The sequence below is a fragment of the Yersinia sp. 2542 StPb PI genome (genome assembly GCF_048593855.1).
GTDB classification, from domain to species: Bacteria; Pseudomonadota; Gammaproteobacteria; order Enterobacterales; family Enterobacteriaceae; genus Yersinia; species Yersinia enterocolitica_E.
This window is the reverse complement of sequence record NZ_JAZGQA010000109.1, coordinates 1-15,574: the sequence shown is the minus strand read 5'-3', so window position 1 is coordinate 15,574 and position 15,574 is coordinate 1. Positions and strand designations below refer to the sequence as shown.

Sequence of the window (15,574 nt, the reverse complement as noted above, 5' to 3'; positions counted from 1 at the left end):
TGGGGCTATAGCTCAGCTGGGAGAGCGCTTGCATGGCATGCAAGAGGTCGACGGTTCGATCCCGTCTAGCTCCACCACTCTTTAAAAAACCGGCTTATGGCCGGTTTTTTGCTTTCTCGCGTAAGCCTCCCTCACTCTTTGTCATTTATCTCTGTTATCCTGCGAACTAATCAAAGGTATTGATTACGGTGGAAATAGGCATGAATCAGCAGCAACAAATCATTCAATGGCTACAGGCTGACCCTCATCGTATGCAGGCTTTGTCGATTGCCCGAGAGCTCGGGTTAAAGCAGTGGTGTCTGGCGGCAGGATTTGTGCGTAATCTGGTGTGGGATCAATTGCACGGGTACCCGTTAGCGACCGCACTCAATGACATCGATTTAGTCTATTTCGATAAGCAACATGCCCACGAGCAGCATGACTTACAGCGAGAAGCGCAGCTCCAGCAAAAAAGTGCGGCTCAGCATCTCTCCTTCCCCTGGTCAGTAAAAAATCAAGCCAGAATGCACCTGCATAGGGGTCGCCAACCTTATACCAGTACCGACGATGCCATTAGCTACTGGGTTGAAGTAGAAACAGCAATCGGTGCCAGGCTCAATGCAAGCGGCGATATTGAGCTGGTGGCTCCACTGGGTTTGGACGCACTGTTTACCCGAACGATCACCTTGAACCCGAAAAACGGTGAGGTCGATACCTACTACCAACGGGTAAATAGCAAAGGTTGGCTGCAACATTGGCCTGAACTGCGTTTGGTAATTTAACGTTTCAGAACCGTATGGCGGCGTTTAAAAAACAACCAAGTGATAAGCAAGTGATAAGATTGTGTAAAGTAGCCCTCAAAAGTTAAAGGTTAATATCCTCCCGTCGATAAGCATTACTCCATCCAGGTTTTACTAAGGAATAATGATGTCGAATACTATCTCTGCAGCATCCGTGTCAGTGAGCAGCAGTAGCTCTTCTGACAACAGTGCGGCGGCACAAATTAAATCCATTAATCAGCAGATCCAAAAACTGACCGAAAAATTAAGTACCTTAAAAGATTCTGGTTTGACTGCGGATGAATTGCAAAAGCAGCAGCAACAGATTCAGAGTCAAATTGCAGCGCTGCAAGCTGAGCTTGCCCGTATTCAGGCCAAGGAAGCGGATAAAACCAAAGAAGGTGACAACAATGCGGCAACTGCGCCCGCCGGTGATGGAGTAAACCGCCCTTCCGCACAGAACCAGATTGACGTTTATATTTAATAACATTGATGTTCGGTTAAACAGTGATAGGGCGATGGCAACATAACGGCTATCGCCCTGTTTTAGAAAGTAAAATCAACCACGCTTGAGGGGTTTTACCAAACTATCCAATCCCTCGATTTTAATGGTCAGCGTCAGCTCCATCAACATACCTAACTTGCCTGGTGGGAATTCCCCTTTGCGGGCGAACCAGAGCAGGTACTCTTCAGGTAAGTCGATTAATACCCGCCCTTGGTATTTACCAAACGGCATCCGGGTATTGGCAATCTCAATCAAATTCTCTTTTTCCATACAGCCCTCTGGCGTTACCACTATTCACCCAGCAGACGAATCATTTCCGCTTCATCAATGACTGTAATCCCAAGCTCCTGCGCTTTCGCCAGTTTTGAGCCAGCCGCCTCACCAGCAATAACCAGATCCGTTTTTTTGGAAACACTGCCACTCACTTTGGCACCTAAAGCAGCCAGACGATCTTTCGCTTCGTCCCGTGAGAGAATGGTCAGTGACCCCGTCAACACCACGGTTTTCCCAGCAAAGGGGCTATCAATCTCTGCAGCAATAATTTGCTGTGGCTCAGGCCAACTAATCACTTGCTCTAGCGCCTCGATCACTTTCTGATTGTGTTCTTCACCGAGGAAATTCCGCACGTGCCTGGCTACCACTTCCCCGACATCTGGCACACTTTTTAATGCATCGATATCTGCCGCGCGCAAATTAGTCAGATTGCGAAAATGAGCTGCTAAATTAGCCGCTGTCGCCTCCCCAACTTCACGGATACCCAAAGCATACAGGAAGCGGGCAAACGTCGTTTGCTTCGCCTTTTCTAGCGCCGCAATCAGATTTTGTGCCGATTTTGGCCCCATCCGATCTAAACCGGTCAGTTTGCCTGCGGTCAGCTCAAATAGATCCGCTGGGTTCTCGACATACTGTTTCTCTACCAGTTGTTCGATAATCTTGTCACCCATCCCGTCCACATCCAACGCCCGGCGCGAGACAAAGTGCTTCAACGCCTCTTTACGCTGTGCTGCGCAGAACAGACCACCGGTGCAGCGGGCAACCGCCTCGCCTTCTACCCGCTCGATATCAGAACCACATACCGGGCAGTGCTCCGGGAAAACTATCTCTTTGGCATCCTGCGGGCGTTGTTCCATCACCACACCAACCACTTGCGGGATCACATCTCCAGCGCGGCGAATAATAACGGTATCACCAATGCGTATACCAAGACGCTCAATTTCATCGGCGTTATGCAGTGTCGCATTACTGACAACCACACCCGCCACCTGCACCGGTTCCAGACGTGCGACCGGGGTGATAGCACCAGTGCGCCCCACCTGAAACTCCACGTCGCGAACTTGGGTTATCTGTTCCTGCGCTTGAAATTTAAACGCCGTAGCCCAACGGGGAGCGCGTGCTACAAATCCCAATCTTTCTTGCAAATCGAGTGAATCAACCTTGATAACCACGCCATCAATATCAAACCCCAAACTGGCACGGTCCTGCTCTACCTGACGATAGAAGGCAATTACCTCATCACTACCGGTGCATAACTTCACTCGATTACTGACCGGCAGACCCCAGGCTTTAAATTGCATCAGGCGCTGAATATGACTGCGCGCAAGCTCACCGCCGTCGAGTAAACCCACACCATAACAGAAGAACATTAATGGCCGTTTGGCTGTGATGCGGGGGTCGAGCTGACGTAACGATCCGGCAGCAGCATTGCGTGGATTGGCAAAAATTTTACCGCCTTTGCGACGCGCCTCTTCGTTAAGTTGCTCAAAACCGGCTTGTGGCATAAAGACTTCACCGCGAACTTCCACCCGATGCGGGATATTCTCCCCATGCAGGCGCAGTGGAATGGCACGGATGGTACGCACATTCGCGGTAATATTTTCACCCGTGGTACCGTCACCACGGGTAGCTGCTCTAACTAACTCACCATTCTCATACAATAGGCTGACCGCCAGGCCATCGAGCTTCAGCTCACAGCAGAAGGTCAACGGTTCAGCGGTTTTCAGCCGGTCATGCACCCGTTTGTCAAAAGCCAGGTAACTCTCTTCATCGAAAACGTTATCAAGAGATAACATCGGCACTTCGTGTCTAACCTGTTCAAATGCATCAAGCGGCGCGGCACCAACCCGCTGTGTCGGTGAATCATGAGTAATCAGTTCAGGATGTTGTGCTTCCAGGGAACGTAATTGCTGCATCAAACGGTCATATTCAGCATCAGGGATCTCAGGGGCATCCAACACATGATAAAGATGTTCGTGATGGCGCAATGAGGTTCTTAGTTGATTAATTTGCTGAATTATCGATTCCATGGCTCACCATCAAAGATAAAAAACCCCCGGCATGCGGGGGTTCGGGTTAATTCGATTCATTGCGAGGTAACGTTATCAGGCGCTAGCGTTTGCATCCAGCACTTCACGGATACGCGCCTTATACGTTTCCAGCTTCTGCGGGGTCATCATGCGGCGATCATCATCCAACACTACACCACCGACATCATCAGCAATGCGTTGGGCTGATTGCAGCATTAATTTAAAGTTCTGATTGGCATCGCCATAAGACGGCACCATCATAAACATTGAGACACCCGGCGTTGAAAAATCAGACATGGTATCAGGATCGAAAGAACCCGGTTTTACCATATTCGCCAAACTGAATAATACTGGGCCACTGCCTGCCGGGCTAAGATGACGATGGAAAATACCCATCTCACCAAACTGGAAACCAGACTGAAGAACACTCTGTAGCAGCAACTCGCCGCCAAGAGCGCCACCATGATGCGCAGCAACATGCAGCACCAAAACGGTCTCTTTCAGTTTCTGTGGTTTCACCTCTGCTGTCGGAGCGACAGGCTCTGGTTGTGATTCCACATGTTGTGGTGCCACACGAGGTGCAGGTTCTGCCACATGCTGTGGCTCTGCGTGTCGCGGTTGCGAATACGACTCTTCAACCGATCCAAGCAAAGGATCACGCGGTGATGCATGCGGTGGTTGCTCAGCCGATAGCCCACCCAAAAGAGGGTCGTCATAGTCTGTTGGCACTGAAGCAAAAGGCTTGTGACGAGGTTCCGTCTTGACCTGAGCCGGTTTGGTATCAGTATGCTGAATAACCGGCATGTCTTCGTCGTCGTCATCAATATGACTAAACGAAGGCTTCTCCTGTGGATGAGCAGTGCGGACGCGCACTTCTCCTACCCCTTCATCGAGACTCTCGATCGGGGTTTCAACACGTTCTTGTTTCGGACGTTTAACTGGGCGATCGCGAAAAAGTGAAGAGCGTTCTTTACGGCTGGTCCATAAACCATGCAATAACAACGCTATTATGGCGATCGCGCCAACAACGATTAATATCAGACGCAAATCCTGCATCATTACTATCTCTGTTGTTCCAATACATTGCCACCGCGGCAAACATTCACCCTTTAACTCTATTTGCCAACGAACACAAGTGCAAGTCCGTGCTCAATTTTCTTCGAAGAAAGATGATTATGCTAGATGTTTCGCTCGTTTTTTGCACAATATGTGACTATGCAGTGGGAAATCATACCGATATGATACGTGGGTCAATAGACTTACAGAGAACTGAATGGCATGGCGTATACGCAAAAAGCGGTAAAAAAGGTGAGTGGTGTCCATTATTTTGCCCAAGGATGGCAATTAATTTCCCGTCCGGGTATCCGGCGATTTGTTATTTTGCCCTTACTGGTAAATATTCTGCTGATGGGGGGCGCTTTCTGGTGGTTATTCAACCGTATAGGTGATTGGGTTCCACAATTGATGAGCCATGTTCCCGACTGGTTACAGTGGCTGAGTTATTTGTTGTGGCCAGTAATGGTTATCTCGGTGCTACTGGTATTCAGTTACCTGTTCAGTACCCTGGCCAATATTATCGCAGCCCCCTTTAGCGGCTTGCTGGCTGAGCAACTGGAGGCCAGTCTGACGGGTAAACCACTGCCAGACACCGGTATATGGGGAATAGTTAAAGATTTGCCCCGCATCATGGCGCGCGAGTGGCAAAAACTGGCTTACTACCTGCCCCGGGCATTAGGGCTACTGCTGCTCTACTTTATCCCTGGCATTGGTCAGACCGTTGCGCCGGTATTGTGGTTCTTATTCAGTGCCTGGATGCTATCAATTCAATATTGCGATTATCCCTTTGATAACCATAAGGTGAGTTTCCAGCAGATGCGCAGTGCATTGCGACAGAATAAAGTCGATAACTTGCAATTTGGTGCACTGGTGAGTTTGTTTACTATGATCCCATTCCTTAATCTGGTGATTCTGCCGGTTGCCGTTTGCGGAGCCACCGCAATGTGGGTAGATCGTTACCGCGACCAGTTTACTCAACCACCTCGTTAATTTCCTCTGGGCGTGCCAGCCACGCCCTCATTGTTAAGATCAAAAGCTATTGGGATTAAAACTTATTTCCTAATAACATATCGATATACTAATTACTTACTTCCATAGCCATACTGTTAGCGTATGCTTTGAACGTTTCCTACATTTTCATAGAGTTAAAGGACGGGCTATGAGCAAGATATATGAAGACAACTCTTTAACAATCGGCCATACGCCGCTGGTTCGTCTGAACCGTATCGGTAACGGGCGCATTTTGGCGAAGGTTGAATCACGCAATCCAAGTTTCAGCGTTAAATGCCGTATCGGTTCCAATATGATTTGGGATGCCGAAAAGCGCGGCATTCTGACCGCAGGCAAAGAGCTGGTAGAACCTACCAGCGGTAATACCGGCATTGCTTTGGCATTTGTTGCCGCCGCTCGCGGTTATAAATTAACCCTTACCATGCCAGAAACCATGAGCATTGAGCGCCGTAAGCTACTAAAAGCGCTCGGCGCTAATCTGGTCCTGACCGAAGGGGCCAAAGGGATGAAAGGAGCCATTGCTAAAGCGGAAGAGATTCAAGCAACTGACCCTGACCGTTACCTGATTTTGCAGCAATTCAGTAATCCAGCGAATCCGGAAATTCATGAACAAACCACCGGCCCGGAAATTTGGGAAGATACCGATGGTGAAGTGGACGTCTTTATCGCAGGTGTCGGTACCGGTGGTACCCTGACCGGTGTTAGCCGCTACATTAAAAATACCAAAGGCAAAGCTATTATCACTGTGGCGGTTGAACCGACTGACTCCCCGGTTATCACGCAAGCTTTGGCTGGACAGGAAATCAAACCCGGCCCACATAAAATCCAAGGTATCGGTGCTGGCTTTATTCCCGGCAACCTCGATCTGAGTTTGGTTGACCGCGTAGCGTTGGTAACCAATGATGAAGCTATCTCAATGGCTCGCCGTTTGATGGACGAAGAAGGTATTTTGGCCGGTATTTCTTCCGGTGCAGCAGTTGCGGCAGCAGTCAAACTTTCCGAAGAAGATGGCTTTACTGACAAAACAATTGTGGTTATTCTTCCCTCCTCGGGTGAGCGTTATTTAAGCACAGCTTTATTTGCAGATTTGTTCACTGAGCAAGAGCTGCAACAGTAGTCAGGCTGTCGCACTAAATGCTAAAAAAGCACCCTCATGGGTGCTTTTTTTGTGGCGCACTTCAAAGTTTTTACTACATAAAGATTGATTTTACCCTCTGGGTTTAGTATTTAACCGGTCAATTATTTTGATACGCGAAATTAATCGTATCTTGAGTGAATCTCTGGCTGAATCGATTTAACAATTATGCAATGCGACAAAAAATGTCATCACCGAACGTGGATTGAAGACATAACGCAAAGAGAGCATTATTCTTAGATACGACAGTGTCGATTTTAGACCTGAATTCAGGTTGCATCAGAAACTGTCTTTGTGACTTGCCGGTGGTTGAGGCATAGTCATGCGCAAGTCAGATGGTCTTGTTATACGCGCACCAATACAGGCTAAAGTTTGGGTTCTACACTAAACTTTAGCTCCACAACATAAATCCAATAAGTTGGGGAAATACAATGTTCCAGCAAGAAGTTACTATTACTGCACCAAATGGTCTGCATACCCGCCCGGCTGCCCAGTTCGTAAAAGAAGCAAAAGGCTTTGCGTCTGAAATTACTGTGATCTCTAACGGTAAAAGCGCCAGCGCCAAGAGCCTGTTTAAACTACAAACTCTGGGCCTGACCCAAGGTACTGTTGTTACGATCTCGGCTGTTGGTGAAGATGAGAAGAAAGCTGTTGAGCATCTGGTAAAACTGATGGCTGAGCTTGAGTAATCACGCACGCTTTTTTAGTTAACACCAGTCAAGAGTAAGGTAGGGTTATGATTTCAGGCATTTTAGTATCACCGGGTATCGCTTTTGGTAAAGCACTTTTGCTGAAAGAAGATGAGATTGTCATCAACCGGAAAAAGATCTCTGCTGACCAAGTGGAGCAGGAAGTCGAACGTTTCAAATCTGGGCGGGCCAAAGCGTCTGAGCAGTTAGAAGCGATTAAGACCAAAGCTGAAGCAAGCCTCGGCGAAGAGAAAGCTGCCATCTTCGAAGGGCATATCATGCTGTTGGAAGACGAAGAGCTTGAGCAGGAAATCATAGCCCTCATCAAAGATGAGCATGCCTCTGCTGATGCAGCCGCTTATTCAGTGATTGAAGGGCAGGCAAAAGCCCTGGAAGAACTGGATGACGAATACCTGAAAGAACGTGCGGCTGACGTGCGTGATATCGGTAAACGCCTGCTGAAGAACATTCTCGGTCTGACCATTGTTGATCTGAGTGCCATTCAGGATGAAGTTATTCTGGTTGCCACCGATTTGACGCCATCAGAAACCGCACAGCTTAATCTGGATAAAGTGTTAGGGTTTATCACCGATTTAGGTGGCCGTACCTCTCACACCTCGATTATGGCTCGTTCGTTGGAACTCCCTGCTATCGTCGGCACCTCCGATGTGACCAAACAAGTCCAGAATGGCGACTATTTGATCCTTGATGCAGTAAACAACAAAGTCTATTTAAACCCGACTGCCGATATTATTGAGCAGTTGAAAGCGGTGAATACTCAATACATCACCGAGAAAAATGATCTGGCCAAATTAAAAGACCTGCCTGCTATCACCCTTGATGGTCATCAGGTTGAAGTGGTTGCCAACATCGGTACTGTGCGTGATATCGCCGGTGCTGAACGTAATGGCGCTGAAGGTGTTGGTCTGTATCGTACCGAATTCCTGTTTATGGACCGCGATTCTTTGCCAACAGAAGAAGAGCAGTTCCAGGCATATAAAGCCGTTGCTGAAGCGATGGGCTCTCAGGCTGTTATCGTCCGTACCATGGACATCGGCGGCGATAAAGATTTGCCGTACATGAACCTGCCGAAAGAAGAGAACCCATTCCTGGGCTGGCGTGCTATCCGTATTGCTATGGATCGCAAAGAAATTCTGCACGCACAGCTGCGCGCAATCTTGCGAGCCTCAGCATTTGGCAAATTACGTATTATGTTCCCGATGATTATTTCGGTTGAAGAAGTACGTGAACTGAAAGCAGAACTTGAGCTGCTGAAAGGCCAATTACGTGAAGAAAACAAGGCCTTCGATGAAACTATCGAGGTCGGTGTAATGGTTGAAACACCTGCGGCGGCGGTTATCGCTCGCCATTTAGCTAAGGAAGTTGACTTCTTTAGTATTGGGACAAACGATCTAACTCAGTATACTCTGGCAGTAGATCGTGGCAATGAGCTGATTTCTCATCTCTATAATCCAATGTCGCCATCGGTATTGGGCCTGATCAAACAGGTTATTGATGCATCTCACGCTGAAGGTAAGTGGACCGGTATGTGCGGTGAACTTGCTGGTGATGAACGTGCTACACTGTTGCTATTGGGCATGGGGCTGGATGAGTTCAGCATGAGTGCGATTTCGATCCCACGCATCAAGAAAATTATCCGTAATACAAATTTCGAAGATGTGAAGGTGTTGGCAGAGCAGGCATTAGCTCAACCAACAGCGAAAGAATTGATGGATTTGATTACCACATTCATCGAAGAAAAAACACTCTGCTAATTCCACGATACTGGAACGCTGCCCAATATAAACTCTAAATAATTCGAGTTGCGGGAAGGCGGCAAGTGAGAGAGTCCCGATGAGCTTACTGTGTTGTAAGTGATTCGGGTGATTGAACGTAGCCAACGCACATGCAGCTTGAAGTATGACGAGTATAAATACTTAGGAGAAGATCATGGGTTTGTTCGATAAACTGAAATCATTGGTTTCAGATGATAAAAAAGACAGTGGTACTATTGAAATCGTTGCGCCATTGTCTGGTGAAATCGTCAACATTGAAGATGTTCCTGATGTTGTTTTTGCAGAGAAAATCGTTGGTGATGGTATTGCTATCAAGCCTTCAGGCAATAAAATGGTTGCTCCTGTTGATGGCACCATCGGTAAAATTTTCGAGACTAACCATGCTTTTTCTATCGAATCAGACAGCGGCATTGAGCTGTTCGTCCACTTCGGTATTGACACTGTTGAACTGAAAGGCGAAGGCTTCAAACGCATCGCTGAAGAAGGCCAGCGCGTCAAGAAAGGTGATGTGGTTATTGAGTTCAATCTGGCTCTGCTGGAAGAGAAAGCCAAGTCTACATTGACGCCGGTTGTTATCTCCAACATGGACGAGATCAAAGAACTGATTAAGCTGTCCGGTAGTGTCACCGTTGGTGAAACACCAATTATTCGTATCAAGAAGTAATCTCATACGAATAAAAAAACGGCGCCTAAGGGTGCCGTTTTTGTTTTCTGCTATTACCGTTACTGTCAAACTACTCTACTGCAAGCCAACGTGGAATCCGTAGTGTAATCACTAATCCCCCCTGCTCACCATTGCGTGCTTCAACCTGCCCGCTATGGGCCTGAATAACCTTACGCGTAATGGTCAATCCCAAGCCATAACCTTTGCCAGACATCGCTGACTTAACGCGCACAAAGGGGTCAAAAATACTGGATAACTTGCTCTCTTCAACGCCTGGTCCTTGGTCAGCAACCTGAATCTGATAACTCTTATCCACCAATGAAAGTGTCACTTTTACCTGTTGCCCATGAACGGAGAAACGCAGCGCATTGCGGACAATGTTATCAATAGCCCGTCGCATCAATTCAGCATTACCTCTGACGGTATACTCGATAGGGGGCAACACCTGTAGCAAGATCTCAACGCCCGGCACCTGTGCCTCAAAGCGCGCATCATTTACCACCACTTTGACCAACTCATGCAAATCGAAATACTCGTCATCGTCAGCCAGAAGGTGGTTTTCAGCTCGTGAAAGTGCCAGCAACTCACCAATCATCTTATCCAACCGTTCCGATTCATGCTCAATACGCTGTAATGAGCTTTCAACATTGCCGGGATTCTGGTGCGCTAAGCCAATCGCCAGTTGCAAACGCGCCAGCGGAGAACGCAACTCATGGGACACATCATGCAGTAGTTGTTCCCGCGCACTGACCAGAGCTTCGAGCCGTTCGGCCATTGAGTCAAAGTCACGTGCAACTTCGGTCAGCTCATCATGACGCCGCCGCATTACCGGCAGCAATCGTACCGACAAATCCCCCTGTGCCACCCGTTCAAAACCGGCACGTAACTGGCGCATCGGCCGCGTTAGATTCCAGGCTAATAACGCACTGAAGAACAAACCACCTAATACGCCCATCCAAATCATAGGGATAGGAATATTCAGTATTTCATGGCGCTTTTCATCGGGGCCACCCTGCTGATTAACGGGGCGCAAGCCATCGATGTCGTAACTGACGCGATAGTTTTGTCCATCAGGGCCTTGGGCCCAAGTGGTAACCTCACGACGATAAAACTCAGGTTCACCGCCTTGGGGAATCGATTTCCCGGTAAGCGCCTCTTCAGTCAACGGTGGCAGCGCCGCCACCGGTAATACAGAAAAATGGGCTTTAGCTGCCTCCGACCAGTTAGCTGTCATGGTACTTAGCGCAGGCAAACCACCGGAATGTAATACCGACGCCGCCGAGGCAACCTGTAATTTGGCAATTTGCCGCACCATTTCACGCTCAGGGGGTTCATGGCGATTGCCGTAAAAGGAGAACACCAGCCACAGCATCTGGGTCATTAAAATAAAGGTAAACCAAAAACCCAGCAGAATTTTCCAAAACAACCGTCCGCGCATAAGCAATCTCACTCCACCCAAGGCTATTATCTGATGCGATAACCAATACTACGTACCGTTTCAATATTCAGATTGTTCCCCGGCAGGGCTGCAAGTTTTTGACGTATATTGCTGATATGCACATCAACACTGCGGTCATAGGCTTCCCGTGGTCGGCCTAATCCTTTATCGGATAACTCATCTTTGGTAACCACCCGCTCTGGTGAACGCAACAGCAGTTCCAACAAGTTAAATTCCGATGCAGTCAGATCAAACGGTTTACCCTGCCATTCACTGCTGCGCGTTGACGGGTTGAGTGTGAGGTCGCCATGGCTGATGATACTGTCATCGGCTGACGGCATTTCAGGATGTTCATCAAAGCGGCGCAATACTGCGCGCAAGCGTGCGACTAGCTCACGGGGATAACAGGGTTTAGGCATATAGTCATCTGCCCCCATTTCCAGCCCGATAACCCGGTCAATATTATCCCCTTTGGCGGTTAACATAATGATCGGTAAGCGACTTTTTTTACGCACTTGCCGCAAAACATCAATACCACTCATATCAGGCAACATAATATCGAGGATCAAGGCGGTATAGTCTCCAGATAAGGCAGCGGCAATACCCGCTTTACCGGTCAATACCAATTCGGCATTAAAGCCCTCACCGCTCAGGTATTCTCTCAGCATAGTGCCCAGTTCCACATCATCATCGACTAACAAAATCTTCATTTTTAACTCTCCTGCCTGATTTCGGCTATTTTCATGCCTATTTGACTCGCGCGCAGCCGGTTTTACTCAATCCTTACATATTCTTGAATCTCACTTAACTCACACTCATCGGTGTTGGCGGTAAATTATCCCCCCTACATTTGGTTTCACCGTTTTCTTCATTGTGGTTCAAGGATCTTTGATTGATTATGCAACAGGTTACAAGGTCGAAACGACGCTTTATCGGGCTGGCTGTACTGCTGCTGATAGCGGGCGGCGTGCTGCTATTCAGATTGATTTCACCGGCGGATAAACCCGCTTACATCACCGCCGCCGCCGAAACTCGCACTCTGGAACAAACTGTCTTGGCTGATGGCACCATCAAGGCACAAAAACAAGTCACTGTTGGGGCTCAGGTTTCAGGGCAAATCAAAGCGCTCCATGTCACCCTAGGACAGCAGGTTGAGAAAGGCCAGTTAGTGGCTGAAATTGATGACCTGACTCAGCAAAATACCCTGAAAGATGCCGAAGAAGCGCTGAAAAATGTGCTCGCCCAACGAGCGGCGAAAGTGGCAACACAGAAAAACAACCTATTGACCTACCAGCGGCAGCAGCAAATTTTGGCCAAAGGTCTCGGCGTACGCGCTGATTTTGATAGCGCCAAAGCCACATTAGAAAGCACTCAGGCGGAAATTACTGCGCTCGATGCCCAGATTGCACAGGCGGAAATTGCCGTCAGTACCGCCAAACTCAATCTTGGGTACACTAAAATCAGCTCACCCATCACAGGTACAGTGGTGGCTATCCCGGTTGAAGAGGGGCAAACCGTCAACGCAGTACAAAGTGCGCCAACGATTATCAAAGTCGCTCAGCTCGACACCATGACGATAGAAGCACAAATTTCTGAGGCTGACGTGGTGAAAGTTAAAGCCGGTATGCCGGTTTACTTCACTATTTTAGGTGAGCCGGAAGAACGATTCAGTGCCACGCTGCGAGCAATAGAACCGGCGCCTGATTCGATCAACGATGAAACCACCACCACCTCATCCAGCTCCAGTAGCAGCTCCAGCTCCAGTAGCACTGCCATTTATTATAACGGCCTGTTTGATGTTGCTAACCCAAATGGCGCGTTACGAATCTCAATGACCGCGCAGGTCTACATCGTGCTCAACAAAGCCGAGAACGCCATCGTTATACCCGCGACCGCATTAAACAACGTAAAAGGAAAGTATCAGGTTCAAGTGGTGAGCAACAACGGCAACATCGGTTGGCGTGAAGTGACCGTTGGGCTAAATAACAATGTTGATGCACAGATCCTCTCAGGCCTGCAAGCCGGAGAACAGGTGATCGTCAGCCAAGGCAGCAGTACCACCGCCAACAATAAGGCCCAACGTATGGGGCCGCCGATGGGGATGTAACTGATGCCAGAGCTCAACCACAGTAAGATCTTACTTCAGCTTGATAATGTCAGCCGTGAATTTATTAATGGCGAACAGACGGTTCAAGTGCTGAAAAATATCAACCTAACTATTTACCGCGGAGAAATGGTGGCGATTGTTGGCGCATCAGGCTCCGGTAAATCAACGCTAATGAATATTCTCGGTTGTCTGGATAAACCCAGCGCAGGCGAATATCTGGTCGCTGGCCGGATCCCGCAACATTTGGACCGTGATGCGCTCGCTGAACTGCGCCGTGAACATTTTGGCTTTATCTTTCAGCGCTACCATCTGCTAAATGATTTGAGTGCGCGGGAGAATGTGGAAATTCCGGCAATTTACGCCGGTATCAATCGCGAGGAACGTAAAAAGCGAGCCGCCAGCCTGTTGTCTCGCCTCGGTCTGGCCGAGCGGCTGGATTATCGCCCAAGCCAGCTTTCCGGTGGGCAGCAGCAGCGGGTCAGTATTGCCAGGGCACTAATGAACGGCGGGGAAGTTATTCTGGCCGACGAGCCCACCGGAGCACTTGATACTCACAGTGGTCATGAAGTTTTAAATATCCTTAAAGACTTACACCAGCAAGGCCACACCGTGGTAATTGTCACCCACGATATGTCGATTGCAGAACATGCGCAGCGAATTATTGAATTGAGAGATGGCGAGGTCATTGCTGACCGACAAATGCAGTCGACAACATCAGTAAGTACAGCAACCGTCGCACAAGAACCAGACATTGCCAATAAACCACTACTCACCTCGTGGAAAGCGCAGCGCGACCGCCTACAAGAGGCGTTTAAAATGGCAATACTGGCGATGGCCGCACAGCGTTTGCGCACCGTACTGACCATGCTGGGGATTATTATTGGCATTGCCTCGGTGGTATCGGTGGTGGCACTAGGAAAAGGTTCGCAACAACAGGTTCTGGCTAATATCAATGCGATGGGGACCAGCACGCTGGAGATTTTCCCCGGCAAGGATTTTGGTGATATGCGCTCAGCGGCGATCCATACTCTACGGGCGACCGACGCGGATGCCCTGGCACAACAAGGTTATATTCACAGCGTGACACCAACGGTTTCGACCAGCACCACGCTACGTTATGGTAATAAATCGGTCAGTGGCACCGTCAATGGGGTCGGTGAGCAATATTTTCTGGTGCGTGGCTACAATATCAACCAGGGAATGGCCTTTAACCGTGCTAGCGTCGATGGCCTGATGCAAGAGGCAGTCATTGATGAAAACACCCGCGATAAGCTGTTTGCCCAGGGCGAAAACCCCATCGGAAAAGTTATCTTACTTGGCGCTCTGCCCTGCCGCGTGATTGGTGTGGCGGCCAAGAAACAAAGTGGTTTTGGTAGCGACGAGAACCTCAATGTGTGGATCCCCTATACGACGGCGATGAAACGTATGCTCGGCCAGTCTTATCTCAAGAGTATTACCGTGCGGGTGAACGATGATATTGATCTGGCGAATGCTGAGCAGGGTGTAACAAAATTGCTCACTCAACGTCACGGGACACAGGATTTCTTCGTGATGAATACCGACAGTATCCGTCAAACCATTAAGAAGACCACCTCAACCATGACATTGCTGGTATCAATGATTGCGGTTATTTCCTTGGTCGTTGGTGGTATTGGAGTGATGAATATTATGTTGGTATCGGTCACCGAACGTACTAAAGAAATAGGCGTGCGGATGGCGGTTGGTGCCCGTGCCAGCGATATTATGCAGCAGTTTTTGATAGAAGCGGTATTAGTGTGCTTATTGGGCGGCGGCCTTGGCGTAATATTATCGCTAGCAATCGGCCTGATATTCAGTCAGTTCAGTAGTAACTTTTCAATGGTTTATTCAACAACATCCATCATGATGGCCTTTATATGTTCTAGTTTGATTGGGATTATTTTTGGTTTTTTCCCTGCCAAACGGGCAGCCGAGATGGACCCTATCAGGGCTTTAGAGCGGGAGTGAAGATGATTGGGGATATTAGGATCATCATCTATATCCCCTTCAATAGACTAACAATCAATACAATCTCGATATTATTTATCGATAAAATAGAGAAACATAAAAATAACAGCAGCCTATATCAACAAC

General features: G+C 48.5%; 14 protein-coding genes and 1 tRNA gene. 10 read left to right on the top strand and 5 right to left on the bottom strand.

Annotation, left to right across the window (positions count from 1 at the left end; genetic code table 11):
* Position 1: 1 nt before the first annotated feature.
* The 3 genes from V1952_RS13840 to V1952_RS13830 all read left to right on the top strand — a co-directional run bounded on the left by V1952_RS13840 (position 2) and on the right by V1952_RS13830 (position 1,242).
* A tRNA-Ala gene (locus tag V1952_RS13840) sits at positions 2-77 on the top strand.
* Positions 78-200: 123 nt separating this feature from the next.
* Positions 201-761, top strand: a complete 561-nt coding sequence (locus tag V1952_RS13835) for a nucleotidyltransferase family protein (RefSeq protein WP_420071704.1) — start codon at positions 201-203, stop codon at positions 759-761.
* A gap of 145 nt (positions 762-906) precedes the next feature.
* Positions 907-1,242, top strand: coding sequence for a FlxA-like family protein (locus tag V1952_RS13830; RefSeq protein ID WP_372559575.1), 336 nt, complete (start codon positions 907-909; stop codon positions 1,240-1,242).
* Positions 1,243-1,317: 75 nt separating this feature from the next.
* On the opposite strand, the gene V1952_RS13825 is transcribed toward V1952_RS13830, so the two are convergent.
* From V1952_RS13825 to zipA, 3 genes are all read right to left on the bottom strand, one after another.
* Positions 1,318-1,533 (bottom strand): DUF3820 family protein, encoded by a 216-nt coding sequence (locus tag V1952_RS13825; RefSeq protein WP_372559576.1) that lies wholly within the window; start codon positions 1,531-1,533, stop codon positions 1,318-1,320.
* A 20-nt stretch (positions 1,534-1,553) separates the two neighbouring features.
* On the bottom strand, positions 1,554-3,566 hold the full coding sequence (gene ligA / locus V1952_RS13820; RefSeq protein ID WP_372559577.1) for an NAD-dependent DNA ligase LigA: 2,013 nt from the start codon (positions 3,564-3,566) through the stop codon (positions 1,554-1,556).
* A gap of 75 nt (positions 3,567-3,641) precedes the next feature.
* Complete coding sequence (gene zipA, locus V1952_RS13815; RefSeq protein ID WP_420074932.1) at positions 3,642-4,625, bottom strand: cell division protein ZipA; 984 nt, start codon at positions 4,623-4,625, stop codon at positions 3,642-3,644.
* Positions 4,626-4,844: 219 nt separating this feature from the next.
* On the opposite strand from zipA, the gene cysZ reads away from it, so the two are divergent.
* From cysZ to crr, 5 genes are all read left to right on the top strand, one after another.
* The gene (gene cysZ / locus V1952_RS13810) at positions 4,845-5,612 is read left to right on the top strand and encodes a sulfate transporter CysZ (protein ID WP_372559579.1); all 768 of its coding nucleotides are present in this window, start codon (positions 4,845-4,847) and stop codon (positions 5,610-5,612) included.
* Between the two features lie 169 nt (positions 5,613-5,781).
* Positions 5,782-6,750 (top strand): cysteine synthase A, encoded by a 969-nt coding sequence (cysK, locus tag V1952_RS13805; protein WP_083163436.1) that lies wholly within the window; start codon positions 5,782-5,784, stop codon positions 6,748-6,750.
* Positions 6,751-7,199: 449 nt separating this feature from the next.
* Complete coding sequence (gene ptsH / locus V1952_RS13800; RefSeq protein WP_083163435.1) at positions 7,200-7,457, top strand: phosphocarrier protein Hpr; 258 nt, start codon at positions 7,200-7,202, stop codon at positions 7,455-7,457.
* 47 nt (positions 7,458-7,504) lie between these two features.
* On the top strand, positions 7,505-9,232 hold the full coding sequence (gene ptsI, locus V1952_RS13795) for a phosphoenolpyruvate-protein phosphotransferase PtsI (protein WP_372559580.1): 1,728 nt from the start codon (positions 7,505-7,507) through the stop codon (positions 9,230-9,232).
* A gap of 175 nt (positions 9,233-9,407) precedes the next feature.
* Complete coding sequence (gene crr / locus V1952_RS13790) at positions 9,408-9,917, top strand: PTS glucose transporter subunit IIA (protein ID WP_004392561.1); 510 nt, start codon at positions 9,408-9,410, stop codon at positions 9,915-9,917.
* A 70-nt stretch (positions 9,918-9,987) separates the two neighbouring features.
* On the opposite strand, the gene V1952_RS13785 is transcribed toward crr, so the two are convergent.
* A complete protein-coding gene (locus V1952_RS13785) occupies positions 9,988-11,355 on the bottom strand; it encodes an ATP-binding protein (protein ID WP_420074931.1) in 1,368 nt (455 codons plus the stop codon).
* A gap of 26 nt (positions 11,356-11,381) precedes the next feature.
* Positions 11,382-12,065, bottom strand: a complete 684-nt coding sequence (locus tag V1952_RS13780; RefSeq protein ID WP_372559582.1) for a response regulator transcription factor — start codon at positions 12,063-12,065, stop codon at positions 11,382-11,384.
* Between the two features lie 188 nt (positions 12,066-12,253).
* On the opposite strand from V1952_RS13780, the gene V1952_RS13775 reads away from it, so the two are divergent.
* Positions 12,254-13,462 (top strand): efflux RND transporter periplasmic adaptor subunit, encoded by a 1,209-nt coding sequence (locus V1952_RS13775; RefSeq protein WP_083163425.1) that lies wholly within the window; start codon positions 12,254-12,256, stop codon positions 13,460-13,462.
* A 3-nt stretch (positions 13,463-13,465) separates the two neighbouring features.
* Positions 13,466-15,448, top strand: a complete 1,983-nt coding sequence (locus tag V1952_RS13770) for a MacB family efflux pump subunit (RefSeq protein WP_420074930.1) — start codon at positions 13,466-13,468, stop codon at positions 15,446-15,448.
* The last annotated feature ends 126 nt before the right edge of the window (positions 15,449-15,574 follow it).

Excerpts from the sequence above, each read along its gene's own strand:
- V1952_RS13835 (WP_420071704.1), top strand. The coding sequence starts at position 201 with ATGAATCAGCAGCAACAAATCATTCAATGGCTACAGGCTGACCCTCAT.
- V1952_RS13830 (WP_372559575.1), top strand. The coding sequence starts at position 907 with ATGTCGAATACTATCTCTGCAGCATCCGTGTCAGTGAGCAGCAGTAGC.
- V1952_RS13825 (WP_372559576.1), bottom strand. The coding sequence starts at position 1,533 with ATGGAAAAAGAGAATTTGATTGAGATTGCCAATACCCGGATGCCGTTT.
- ligA (WP_372559577.1), bottom strand. The coding sequence starts at position 3,566 with ATGGAATCGATAATTCAGCAAATTAATCAACTAAGAACCTCATTGCGC.
- zipA (WP_420074932.1), bottom strand. The coding sequence starts at position 4,625 with ATGATGCAGGATTTGCGTCTGATATTAATCGTTGTTGGCGCGATCGCC.
- cysZ (WP_372559579.1), top strand. The coding sequence starts at position 4,845 with ATGGCGTATACGCAAAAAGCGGTAAAAAAGGTGAGTGGTGTCCATTAT.
- cysK (WP_083163436.1), top strand. The coding sequence starts at position 5,782 with ATGAGCAAGATATATGAAGACAACTCTTTAACAATCGGCCATACGCCG.
- ptsH (WP_083163435.1), top strand. The coding sequence starts at position 7,200 with ATGTTCCAGCAAGAAGTTACTATTACTGCACCAAATGGTCTGCATACC.
- ptsI (WP_372559580.1), top strand. The coding sequence starts at position 7,505 with ATGATTTCAGGCATTTTAGTATCACCGGGTATCGCTTTTGGTAAAGCA.
- crr (WP_004392561.1), top strand. The coding sequence starts at position 9,408 with ATGGGTTTGTTCGATAAACTGAAATCATTGGTTTCAGATGATAAAAAA.
- V1952_RS13785 (WP_420074931.1), bottom strand. The coding sequence starts at position 11,355 with ATGCGCGGACGGTTGTTTTGGAAAATTCTGCTGGGTTTTTGGTTTACC.
- V1952_RS13780 (WP_372559582.1), bottom strand. The coding sequence starts at position 12,065 with ATGAAGATTTTGTTAGTCGATGATGATGTGGAACTGGGCACTATGCTG.
- V1952_RS13775 (WP_083163425.1), top strand. The coding sequence starts at position 12,254 with ATGCAACAGGTTACAAGGTCGAAACGACGCTTTATCGGGCTGGCTGTA.
- V1952_RS13770 (WP_420074930.1), top strand. The coding sequence starts at position 13,466 with ATGCCAGAGCTCAACCACAGTAAGATCTTACTTCAGCTTGATAATGTC.